The 11981-nt window shown below is 39.2% G+C and carries 8 protein-coding genes and 6 tRNA genes; 1 reads left to right on the plus strand and 13 read right to left on the minus strand.

The annotated features are described in order from the left end of the window. Positions 1-18: 18 nt before the first annotated feature. The 13 genes from H4J66_RS06060 to H4J66_RS06120 form a co-directional block, all read right to left on the minus strand. Positions 19-1932: a tetratricopeptide repeat-containing sulfotransferase family protein gene (locus tag H4J66_RS06060; protein ID WP_259369065.1), complete on the minus strand. Its 1914-nt coding sequence runs from the start codon at positions 1930-1932 to the stop codon at positions 19-21. Between the two features lie 180 nt (positions 1933-2112). Next, the gene (locus H4J66_RS06065; RefSeq protein ID WP_182171877.1) at positions 2113-4512 is read right to left on the minus strand and encodes a TonB-dependent receptor; all 2400 of its coding nucleotides are present in this window, start codon (positions 4510-4512) and stop codon (positions 2113-2115) included. A 383-nt stretch (positions 4513-4895) separates the two neighbouring features. Beyond that, positions 4896-6227 carry an MFS transporter gene (locus tag H4J66_RS06070; RefSeq protein ID WP_182171880.1) on the minus strand — a complete coding sequence of 444 codons (1332 nt, stop codon included), beginning with the start codon at positions 6225-6227 and terminating at the stop codon, positions 4896-4898. 281 nt (positions 6228-6508) lie between these two features. Then, positions 6509-6594 (minus strand) — tRNA-Leu (locus tag H4J66_RS06075). Positions 6595-6719: 125 nt separating this feature from the next. Continuing rightward, positions 6720-6795: transfer RNA gene (locus tag H4J66_RS06080), tRNA-Gly, on the minus strand. 58 nt (positions 6796-6853) lie between these two features. Then, positions 6854-6929, minus strand: a tRNA-Gly gene (locus H4J66_RS06085). 92 nt (positions 6930-7021) lie between these two features. Next, a tRNA-Leu gene (locus H4J66_RS06090) sits at positions 7022-7107 on the minus strand. 93 nt (positions 7108-7200) lie between these two features. After that, positions 7201-7274: transfer RNA gene (locus H4J66_RS06095), tRNA-Cys, on the minus strand. Between the two features lie 49 nt (positions 7275-7323). Next, positions 7324-7399, minus strand: a tRNA-Gly gene (locus tag H4J66_RS06100). A gap of 137 nt (positions 7400-7536) precedes the next feature. Continuing rightward, complete coding sequence (gene pgsA / locus H4J66_RS06105; protein ID WP_070373704.1) at positions 7537-8124, minus strand: CDP-diacylglycerol--glycerol-3-phosphate 3-phosphatidyltransferase; 588 nt, start codon at positions 8122-8124, stop codon at positions 7537-7539. Between the two features lie 135 nt (positions 8125-8259). Then, positions 8260-10110: an excinuclease ABC subunit UvrC gene (gene uvrC, locus H4J66_RS06110; RefSeq protein WP_182171882.1), complete on the minus strand. Its 1851-nt coding sequence runs from the start codon at positions 10108-10110 to the stop codon at positions 8260-8262. Positions 10111-10113: 3 nt separating this feature from the next. Next, positions 10114-10758 (minus strand): UvrY/SirA/GacA family response regulator transcription factor, encoded by a 645-nt coding sequence (uvrY, locus tag H4J66_RS06115; protein WP_070373705.1) that lies wholly within the window; start codon positions 10756-10758, stop codon positions 10114-10116. A gap of 183 nt (positions 10759-10941) precedes the next feature. Beyond that, a complete protein-coding gene (locus H4J66_RS06120) occupies positions 10942-11196 on the minus strand; it encodes a hypothetical protein (RefSeq protein ID WP_182171893.1) in 255 nt (84 codons plus the stop codon). 184 nt (positions 11197-11380) lie between these two features. Between H4J66_RS06120 and fabA the strand changes: the two genes are divergently transcribed. After that, entirely contained in the window at positions 11381-11896 is a 516-nt protein-coding gene (gene fabA / locus H4J66_RS06125) for a bifunctional 3-hydroxydecanoyl-ACP dehydratase/trans-2-decenoyl-ACP isomerase (protein ID WP_182171896.1), read from the plus strand. Positions 11897-11981 lie beyond the last annotated feature (85 nt).

The raw sequence follows: 11981 nt of genomic DNA on the forward strand, positions 1-11981 counted from the left end.
GCACTTTAGAAGGCCGACCTAGCTTTTTAGTGCTTTTTTTAATGGTGTTAAATGAGACTCATAATTGCGCCATTGTTCAAGACCACTTTGATAAATAGGTTGTCGAACCTGCTCAGAGCTAGGTGTGCGAACAGCGCGTTTATTTGTGTGAAAATCAATACAGGCCTGCTCAAAAGGAAGTCCACAATAGTCTAATATGCGCCTAACTTGGCTTTCCAAATCGGCAACCACATCTTCATACTGCACACGTAAAATCTTACCGGGTAATTCTTTGTCCCAATGGTCCATCAACTCAACATAACTGCGATAATAATGTCCAATGTCTTCAAGATCATAGGAAAACTGCTGCCCCTCACCAAACAATTGTTTGAAACCACTAAAACAACAGGACAAAGCATCACGTCTCGCATCAATAATTTTCGCGTTAGGCAAGATCAGATTGATAAGCGCAATATGTCGAAAATTGTTTGGCATTTTATCGATAAAAAACATTGCTCCTTGGCGATGATGCCAAGTCTCTTCAATATACAGCTCGCCCATTTTAGTAAGGTCATCAGCAGATATATTGTTTAGAATACTGGGATATTTGGGGTTGTCCCGCGTGGCTTGTCGACCATTTAAGCGATGCGCTAGACCGATAATGTTGGCCAATTCCATTGTCCCATCGACCTGTGAGTGTGAAGAGAGTATTTGTTCTAAAAGTGTCGACCCCGCTCTGGGTAGTCCAACAATAAATATAGGATCAGCAGCAAAGCAACCGGTTTGTTTATGGCGATTGAAAAACGCAGCGTCAAAATTATTTTTCTGAAATTCAAACGATAACTCGAGAGATTTGCTGTCAAATTTGTCTTGCTCGCTCTTGAGTTTATTGCCGCGATGGTAAAAAGAGAAGGCTTCGTCAAAGAGCTCACTGTCTTCTAAATCTTTGCCAAGCGCAAAGCAAAAATGAATTTTATCATTTATCGATGTAGTGGCGCTTGCTTCTTGAACGCGCATTTGCTGACGTTCATCAGAAGTAAATTGGTAAGTTTTTAAATTGGCCAAACTCCAGAAAGCATCACCAAAATCAGGTTTGAGTTCGTAGCTTTTACGGTAAGCTTGGATCGCGTCTTTAACACGCCCCATCGTTTTTAATGCATGGCCGAGAGTTAAGTAGATAGAATAATTAGCTGCGTTGCTATCCAATACACTTTCAAAGGTGCTTATAGCTGCTTCAAAATCTCCAGTGGCTTGTTGCGCATTGCCAAGACCAATTTTAAACGTTGCATTTTTTGGGTCTGAATCTAATAGAATTTTTGCTTGCTCAAGTGCCTTATTAAATTTTTGTCGTTTATGCAGAACATGAACATAGTCAAGGCGTGCTCTTTTGTAATTTGGTTCAAATTCAAGGCAGCTGGCTAATAAGAATTCCGCGTCGTCAAGAATTTGAAACTTTGTTCCTAACTCAGCCAGTAAGCGCATAGCTTCTGGTTGATGGGGATTGTCTTTGAGAAAGTGACGACAGAGCCATTCAGCGCGATGTAATTGCTTTTGATATATTAAGCTAGAAACAGACACTAATGCGGGCGGCAAGCTGGAGAGCCAATCAGCACGTTGTTTAGCTTCCTGACGCATTGGATAGCCAGGTTGGTCGGCTAATACGCGCCAACTGCCAAACAAAGCGGGATTTAAGGCGACTGCTTTTTCAAAGGATGCTATCGCTTGGCTAGTGTTCGCCATTGCTTTGTGAGTATAACCTTGCTCTTGATGCGCCCTGCCATGGTCCGGTTGTTTTATAAGAATTTGATCAAGACTTGCCATAGCCAGATTATATTTTTGTTGTTTACGCTGACAGACTGCAAGACAATAAACACCTTCAATATGTTCTGGATTTTCTGCAAGCATATCTTCTAGGTGCTTAGCTGCTTGGCTTAAGTGGCCTTTTTGAATCAAAAGTTGACACTGTTTAATAACTTGGTCTGGTTGGAGGTTTTTCAATTGATTTGGCAAAATAATGTCTCGGTAAATATCAAGAGATGGTTGATATTGTCTATAAATATATAAAAAAATGGGTCGACGTTATTAAACGCCGACCCTATCTTATCTCAAAATACTTTAAAATAATGTAAAATGCTAATAATCATAGCTTATTCTAAAGCCAACTGTGCGAGGTCTCGTTGGCGAAACCCTAAAGACATTATCAGCTGAACCCGCAGCAACTTGTCCAAGAGAATCGGTAGCATTGTCAATAAAGAGTGTTGCTTTCCAGTCATCTTTTCCAATAGAGGCAGATAGGTTAACTTGATTATAAGACGGTAACTCGACACGATCAGCAGCAACTAAGCTATTAAAACGTGAGTCTGTCCATTTAAATACGCCCTGAAAAACAGCAGCAAAGTCACCGATATTTTGATAGTAACGCGCGCCAACCACACCTTCATTTTCTGGTGCGTAAGGGAGATTAGACCCTACTGGTGTGATATTAACTAAGGTGTTTGGAATATCAGTCAACTCTGAATCAATGTAACTAAATGAGCCAAAAAGGTCGACATTATCGGTCGCAGCCCAGTTAAGTTCAAATTCAACACCATTGATATCAGCAGAGCCAACATTATCAAAGAATGAGCTATTAGCGATACTAAGATCAAGAACGCCTTGCTGCATGTCACTGAAATCAACATTGTATATCGCGCCATTAAAACGCAAAGTATTATTAAGCCAAGTTGTTTTCCAGCCTAATTCAACACTAACAACATCATCGGTATCAAAAGTAGCGGGAATGCCACCAGTGCCAACTGCACGATTGAATCCGCCGCCTCTAAAGCCTTCAGAATACGTAGCATAAAACATCGCGTCAGCATTCATTTCCCAGCGTATATTAGCTTTGTAAATGGTTCCCGATATTGTTGAAGGCGTTAAACCAGCCAGTCTTGAATCGACATTGGTTCCGGCATCTGCCTCTGGTCCAGATGCTCTTTGACCGAAAGGAGATTGTCCCATTAAGCCCATTTCAATATTATAGTGACGTGCACCAACTGTTACGGTTACCTCTTCAGTAACGTCGTAAGCAAGCTCACCAAATACAGACATTTCTTCACGGTCTGATTGATAATCATTGAAATAAGTTACGCCCGGCGGTCGAGCACTGCCATCGGTGTTAGTGAAAGCACCCGGTATCGGAAAGTTTGGTGAAAATCCAGCGGCAATAGAACCCGCATAAGTAAAGTCAGTTAACGTATTAAGTTGCTGATCATCATAGAAAACACCACCAATCACTCTAAAACGGTTTTCCGCATTGGTTGCAACACGAATTTCGTGCACAACGCGTTCTGTTTCAAACTGTTCAGAAGTGGTCATCACAGGACTAAAACATTCGTCATAACCTGGGTAACTACAAATGTAGTAAGGAACAAATGGTCCTATTTCTATATAAGCAGTATAGTCAGTATTACCTTGGAACGTACGGTTGGTGAACGAGCCGTTATAAATAACTTCAAGGCCGCCAAGCATTCCATTCAACGTCCACTGTGTAAGGTCTACTTTATCATCACCAGCCGTCGGCGAAAAAGTGGCTGTATTTAAGTCGTCTTCAGTGCTGATAGAGGGATCATATTCAAAAGAACCTTCCGTATCTAGCTGTTGGTTTGTGTGCTGTACTAACAAATCCCATTCGTCGTTGATCTGCCATAAGCCACTAATTCTAACGCCACGGTGTGTCGCTTCATTGTAATCATCTTTTGCAAGTGTAGAGTTACTTACTACTTGTCGAGATGAAGGAACGCTGCCACCCAGTCCTGGATTAGTTAATGGTAATTGCGTTGTAGACAGCGCATTATCAATAAACCCACCATCAGTAGAATTATAAGCTGCAATTCGTATAGCAAACTCATCTTCTATAATAGGAAGATTGACATAACCTTCAGTTTTATTACTGATGCCACCACTCTTGGTCGATGACATACCTACCTCGCCACCGGCTCTAAATTCGTTCAATTCCGGTTTGTTGGTAATAAGGCGAACGGTACCTGCTTGTGAACTAGCGCCGAACAATGTGCCTTGAGGACCTTTTAACACTTCGATACGTTGCAAGTCAACCGCATATAAATCTATATTACGACCTGGAGTAGTAATTGGGGTTTCATCAAGGTAAAAAGCAACACTTGGCTCGCCCCCTATCCCTGCAAGTCTTACATCAGCACGACCGGCTGATACACCACGGATATAGGTTTCTTGCTTACCAGGACCTTGACCTTCAGAGCTAACACCCGGGAGTAATGCAATATAATCTTCAAAGCTGTCAATACCCAGTTGCTGAAGTTGTGCTCCACTAATGGCTTGAACTGCAAGCGGTACTGCTTGTTGGTTTTCTGAACGGCGAGTTGAAGTTACCGTTATAGTTTCGATCTGGCGCTGAGTCTCAACTTTTTTGTCTTCTGCTTTACTCTTTTCTTGAGCTTGAACGGCACTACTACTCAATGCAAGAGCGATTGCCATGGTCAATACGGTTTTAACTGGTCGGTTTTTATGATACATAGGTATCCTCTTTGATTATTTTCTGTGACTTAGCTGATACTAAGTAAATTAATAGATCAATATCAAAGCAAAACACTTATCAAGTGACAGCCTTTTGCTTCTTTGCGACAAACCGTCAAAAGTTTTCGTAAACAGCTCTGTCGTTAAAATAATCTGTAATATAACTTAATGATTATTATCACAGAAATTTTTGAGTTGTAGCATACTACAATATCGGAAAGATTACTGAATATAGCTAAAATAAACAGCAAACTTCGGTGAAAAGACGGTATTTTGAAGAAGTAACCTTTAGAACTACTCGTGGGGTTTATTTACACTTAGGGCGATAAACTCTTAAAGGGTTAAAGAGTTTATCGCATTCAATGCCAGTACTTGACGAGACTTTACCCTGTCTTTGCCGCTTTATATTCTGCATGCATAAATGCCCAAACAGATATAATACCCACCGCTGAAATCAATATAAGCATATTCATAAAGCTAGACCACCCCCCCGCACTATCTGCTAACCTGCCGCCGATAAAAGCAAATGTTGCGCTGGCCGCAAAACCAAAAGCATCAATAAAACTCACCAACTTGGCACTGTGGGGGCCACCATATTCGATAGAGAATATTGACATAGGTAGGTAATAAGCGGGAGAAATTGAAAAGGCGAATAAGAAAATTGCACCTAAAGCGACAATGTAATTCACTTCAACACTCAAATCAAACCAAGATAAATACTTCAGGGTCAGGATACTCAATAAACTCAGAGTCATCGCTATCGTTAATACGGTGCGAATGCCTTTTTTTGAAAAACGGTCGTAAAATGCTATCGAAGCTAACAATCCAGCCAAAGAACCTACGGGGAAGATAGTAGAAGCCATTGCTGCTTGTGAGGGAGATAATTGATAGGTTTCCATAAGATAAACGGCAACAAAGTCTAAAAAGGCCATCATACAAGTAAGCATCATTAACATTAGCACTACAAGCCAAACTCTTGGACTTTTAATAAATGCTAACATACCGGCACCCATACTCGTATCTTGAAGTGGGTGGTTATATTTGTTATCAACTGCCTGCTTTGCTGCTTTGGCTAGTGCTATACCTTCGGCACTGGTATCAGTAGGATCACCTTGATTTTCTCTAAAAAAGTTGGGGTTTTCTGGTTTTTCTTGTAGAAAAAAATAACAACCAATAAAAACAACCAGTCCAAAAGCCGCAGCGATGAAAGCGACTGAACGCCAATCCATAAAGCTTAATAACCAGCCAAAGAACAAAGTCGCTAACACAACACTGAATCTAGAACTGGTAGAAATAATACTCCAAACTCGTCCGTAGTGATGAGGGTGATACCATTCTCCAACCAGTTTGGTCATCGCTGGCCAACCTGAAGATTTTGTACAGTACAATAGGAATGAAAAAACAGTAAAAGCCATTACATTAGGAGAGAGTCCAAAAGCGATAACAAAGAGCGCTGTTAGAAAAATACCAATCAAAAAAGTAAAGCGCCCACCTATAATATCAGCAAGAGGCCCCCAAATGAGCTTGCCAACCAATGCACCTAAAGTACCATAAGCAGCAAAATCACCCAGATTAGTTTTTGTTAAGGCTAAGGTTTCATCGGCAAGCAAGGCAGGACTAAGGATAGTGACCATTTGACGACAAATCATCATGGCGGCATAGCCAAGATACATGGCGATAATAATATTTAATTGCTGTGGGGGTCGGTTAGACATAATTTCTCTGTGAACAGTTGTAATATAGTTAACGGAACTCCTATAAAACAATGGCTCTGTTGGGTTAATGATTATGGATTCGATGATACTATGTTATTCAGTAATTTACGTCAAATACGCCAAAAAAAATTGGCCTTATACCAAACTAACAGTAATTACAGATGTACTACTTTCAAATAAAGTGACGAGATTTTTATTCAAGAGAAAAAATCTAAACGATGTAAATGATGACTTGTAATAATGGGGAGGATTATAACTAACTAAGAATTTCAGAAAAAAGGTGGTACCCGGAGACGGACTTGAACCGTCACACTCTATGAGCGAGGGATTTTAAATCCCTTGTGTCTACCAATTCCACCACCCGGGCATCGGATAATTCTTTTTAAAGTAGAGATTGGCTCCCTACTAACCCTTAATTACTAAGAGATTTCTACTATCTAGTTTATTTAAACACTAAATAAATATTTTAACGTAAATTTTCTACTTAAATATTGGAGCGGCTAACGAGACTCGAACTCGTGACATTCACGTTGGCAACGTGATGCTCTACCAGCTGAGCTACAGCCGCTTCGTAGATTAAGTAATATAATACCATTACTTAAGTTTTTCTTTTCTTTAATAAAATTTGGAGCGGCTAACGAGACTCGAACTCGTGACATTCACGTTGGCAACGTGATGCTCTACCAGCTGAGCTACAGCCGCTTCATAACTTGTTACTGCAAACAAGGTTTACATTTTATCTGCATGCGCCAAAACACACCATCTAATTATCCACTTTACTTCATTAAGAGAAGTGGTACCCGGAGACGGACTTGAACCGTCACACTCTATGAGCGAGGGATTTTAAATCCCTTGTGTCTACCAATTCCACCACCCGGGCATCGGATAATTATTTTTTATAGTAGTGATTGTCTCCCTACTTCTTAGTATTTAAACTAATTCCTTCATACATCCAATACTTATAAATAAGTATTGGAGGCGGGTCCCGGAGTCGAACCGAGGTCCACGGATTTGCAATCCGCTGCATAGCCATTCTGCCAACCCGCCGAATTCTTTGAATAGATAATAATTTAAAAAAAACATTATAAATCAAACTTGGAGCGGCTAACGAGACTCGAACTCGTGACATTCACGTTGGCAACGTGATGCTCTACCAGCTGAGCTACAGCCGCTTCATCTGTTGACTCCCTGTCAACTTGGGACGCATTCTACATTGAAATTATTTGGAGTCAACAGTTTAATTTCAATTTTGTTTTGACTGCTCAAAAAGCGGCTGATTTGACGTTTTTTTAACTAAATATATCATTTTCTAGCTATTTTGTTTCGCCAACTCTGGCCAAGCTACTTTAAAATAGGCCAGCATTGACCAAAAAGTAAGCACTGTGGCTATCGCATAAAAGCTGTAAGCGATAAACATTAATATTTCATGTGGAAAATTAAACAGAATTAGTGGAATATCATAATCAGGTTGCCAAATTAATCCCATAATACCTAGCATTTGCGCAGCTGTTTTATATTTCCCCATTTGAGAAACAGCAATTTCATCGCGTTTACCGCGTGAAGACATAAATTCACGCAAGGCACTAATAAAAATTTCACGAGCAATCATTAATATTGCTGAAATTGAAATCCACCACAGTTGATAATCTTGAATAAGTAGCACTAAAGCAGCAACAACCATTAATTTATCAGCTACTGGGTCGATAAAGGCGCCAAATGCTGAAGATTGGTTTAATTTACGTGCTAGATAGCCATCAAGAGCGTCACTAATAGCAGCAAGCCAGAATACGGCAAATGCGCCGAAATGATTCCATGATACTGGTAAATAAAATACCACTAAAAAAACAGGTATTAATACTATCCTAAACATGGTGATTTGATTTGGAATGGTCCACATAAATTTATTTTACTACTAAAGCAACAAGCGTTACCGCATTCTACACATTACAGGCAGAGACGTAAATTTTTATCAAAAAATAGCAATAATAAGTATAGACAACAAAGGTGGGTTTATTACAGGAGGACGTTTAACTTATTTATCATGTAAGGCGTTATATATCGTATCAGCTAAAACAGTACTAATACCAGGCACCTTTTCAAGTATTGACCTATCGGCTTGCATAACTTCTTGGAGCCCACCTAAATATTTTAATAAGGCTTGACGTTTTTTCGCGCCAATTCCTTCAATAGATTCAAGTGTCGATTTTTTGCTAGCTTTTTGGCGCTTGGCTCGATGTCCTGTAATGGCAAAACGATGTGATTCATCACGAATATGCTGTACTAAGTGTAAAGCTGGTGAGGTTGAGGGTAATGAGATTAGCTGATGACTACCTGCTAAGATTAGCGTTTCAAGTCCAGGCTTACGCCCTTCTCCTTTAGCGACACCAACTAATAGTGGGATTTTTTCTAAAGCGGTATCTGTTTGCCATTGAGCAAAAAATGCTTCTGCTTTTGATAATTGTCCTTTGCCGCCATCAATAAAAACAATATCAGGCATATTTTCCATGGTAGTCACCTTGCCATAACGTTTGTTAAGCGCAAACGCCATCGCCGCATAATCATCTCCGGGTGTAATGCCATAAACATTATAACGACGATAATCACTTTTTAAAGGCCCTTCTTGATTGAACACCACATTGGATGCTACGGTTTGTTGCCCCATGGTGTGACTAATATCAAAACACTCAATTCGGTTAATGCCGTTATCAAGTTCAAAAACTTCATTTAATGCAGAAAAACGCGCTTGCATTGACGCTTTATGACTATTCTTAGTAACTAATGCATTTTGTGCATTGGTACACGCCAACTTTAAATATTGGGCACGTTCGCTGCGAACACTCGTTGATATTTTAACATTGCGCTCAGCTTGCTCACTCAAAAGCTTAGTAAGCTCTTCAATATGTTCAAAACTTTCACTGACCACTATTTCTTTAGGTATCGCAGCACTTTTTAAGTCTTGCCCTAGGTAATGCTGGCTAATAAAAGCTTGGTAAACGTCTGCTTGTTCCGTGTCGGCAGGAATACTAGGGAAGTAGCTTTTGCTACCCAGTATCTTTTGATCACGTATAAATAAAACGTGTACACAAACCTGTGACTTCTCAATATAGATACCGATAACATCAAGTTCAGCGACAAAACCACTGACAAACTGTTGCTTTTGAACTTGTCGTAACGTAACAATTTGATCTCGGTACTTAGCTGCAGCCTCAAAGTCTAATGTGTGGCTAGCTTGTTCCATTTCAACCACTAAACTGTCAATAACTGTTGAGCTCTTTCCTCGTAAAAATAGTTTAGCTAAGTCAACTTGTTGCTGGTAATCAACCGCTGATATTTTATCAACACAGGGTGCAGAGCAACGATTTAATTGATACTGCAAACAAGGACGACTGCGCGCACGATAATAACTATCTTCGCATTGACGAACCGGAAATAACTTTTGCATTAAACGAAGACTTTCCCAAACAGCACCAACGGTTGGATATGGACCAAAGTATTCACCTTTAACTTTTTTTCCGCCTCGGTGAACGCCTAACTTGGGATGTTTATGGTCTGTTATTAGTAAATAAGGGTAAGACTTATCATCTCGTAATAAAATATTATATTTGGGTAGATATTTTTTAATGTAGTTGTTTTCAAGAATTAACGCTTCGCCCTCAGTATGAGTAACGGTAACGTCAATCGCCATAATATGGCTAACTAATACTTTAGTTTTGGTGCTGCCGACATCTTTACGAAAGTAACTGGCGAGACGTTTTCTAAGCTGTTTAGCTTTTCCTACATAGATAACCGTTTGGTGTTTATCGTACATCCGATAAACACCCGCTTGTTCAGAAACGGAAGAAAGAAAAGCTTGGTGATCAAAAAGAGATTGAGAAATTGACAAGGTTTATAATGTTTCTGTTTTGATCATACCATGGCGAATAGCGAGATGAGTAAGTTCCACATCATTACCAACATTTAATTTTTCAAACATTCTGTATCGGTAGCTGTTAATCGTTTTAGTACTTAAGATGAGTTGTTCTGAAATGTGGGGGACTTTTTCGCCACGGGTGATCATCAACATAATTTGAAGTTCACGTTCAGACAAGGTATTGAATGGATTTTCTTCATTCGATTTAAACTGACTTAATGCCATTTGTTGAGCAATATCTGGCGTGATGTAACGTTGACCACTGTTTACTGCTCGAATGGCGTTAACCATTTCATCAGCACCAGCACCTTTAGTTAAATAACCTGCGGCGCCAATTTGCATAACCTTAGTAGGAATGGGGTCTTCTGAATACACAGTTAACACAATAACTTTTATGTCAGGTGAATAACGAATTATTTTTTTAGTCGCTTCTAAACCACCTATCCCCGGCATATTCATGTCCATTAACACAACATCTGGTTGACTTTTACGACAAAATTGTACGGCTTCTTCTCCAGTTTCGGCCTCGCCTATGACTTTAAGTCCTTTTACGTCGTCTAGAATTCTACGTATTCCTGTACGAACTAACTCATGATCATCGACCAATAAAACATTTATCAACGGAGTTTCACCTTAATTTACAATTTTTATTATCTTGGAGAATACTGTAAGAAATATTCCTTATATGATTAGAGCATATAGGGTATTAGCAAGCAGTACAATTGAATTCAACCATCTTACATTGAAAAAGTGCAGCATAGTTATAGCACTGCTTTATTAACCTACTGTTAGGCTAATTTTTAACTACAAATCATGCTTCTTTAGCCAATTATTTAACAAACCAATTTGACCATTTTTATAAGCAGCATAAGTCAGCCTAACCGCATTACTTAAAATGACGCTGTCCGTCCATTTCGTCTGTTGGGCTATTAGTTCGTAACAATTCTGTGCTTCTGGAGACAAATAGCCACGCATTTCTTTTTTGCCATTCTCTTTTTGTCGTTCGCGATAGCGCTTTTGTTTCTCTGCGTTACTAAATGCTTTTTTATTATCTTGCATCAGTGAGTTACCAAATTATTTAAAATAAGAAAAAGGTTATGCGTAACCAAACAATATATAAAAAAATGATAATAATCTAACTTTATATTAATAAAACTCAAATAAAGCACTGCTCGGAGTTGTTTAGTGTACAGGTGTTCGCTAAAGTAGCGAATAATTTAATTACTGAAAATAAAGTGACCTCATGTTAGATCAAAATTCATACTCTAAAGAAGACTTAGTAAAAGCAGGAACTGGCGAAATGTTTGGCGAAGGAAATAGTCAATTACCTTCAGACAATATGTTGATGATGGACCGAATTATTTCTATCACTGAAGATGGTGGTGAATATGGTAAAGGTGAAATTTTTGCTGAACTTGATATTAGCCCAGACCTTTGGTTTTTTGATTGTCACTTTAAAGGTGACCCTGTTATGCCTGGTTGTTTAGGCTTAGATGCTATGTGGCAACTCGTTGGTTTTTTCCTTGGTTGGTCAGGTGGTCCAGGTCGCGGTAGAGCGTTGGGTGTAGGTGAAGTTAAATTTACAGGTCAAATTTTACCGACCAACAAAAAAGTGACTTATAAAATAACTTTAAAGCGTGTAATCAAACGCAAATTGTTTATGGGTATTGCCGATGGTGAAGTCTTAGTTGATGGCAAAGTTATCTATACAGCTAAAGATTTAAAAGTAGGCTTATTTACTGACACTACTTCATTTTAGCCTTGTTTTATATAAGACTAATCCAATAATATAACAGTACCTTACGTAATTTACGCTAAAGCCTACTTTTAGACAGTAGGCTTTT

The sequence above is a fragment of the Colwellia sp. MB3u-55 genome (genome assembly GCF_014076785.1).
Taxonomy (GTDB): Bacteria; Pseudomonadota; Gammaproteobacteria; order Enterobacterales; family Alteromonadaceae; genus Colwellia_A.

Coding starts and splice junctions, on each gene's coding strand:
- H4J66_RS06065 (WP_182171877.1), bottom strand. CDS start 4,512: ATGTATCATAAAAACCGACCAGTTAAAACCGTATTGACCATGGCAATC.
- H4J66_RS06070 (WP_182171880.1), bottom strand. CDS start 6,227: ATGTCTAACCGACCCCCACAGCAATTAAATATTATTATCGCCATGTAT.
- pgsA (WP_070373704.1), bottom strand. CDS start 8,124: ATGTGGACCATTCCAAATCAAATCACCATGTTTAGGATAGTATTAATA.
- H4J66_RS06120 (WP_182171893.1), bottom strand. CDS start 11,196: ATGCAAGATAATAAAAAAGCATTTAGTAACGCAGAGAAACAAAAGCGC.
- fabA (WP_182171896.1), top strand. CDS start 11,381: ATGTTAGATCAAAATTCATACTCTAAAGAAGACTTAGTAAAAGCAGGA.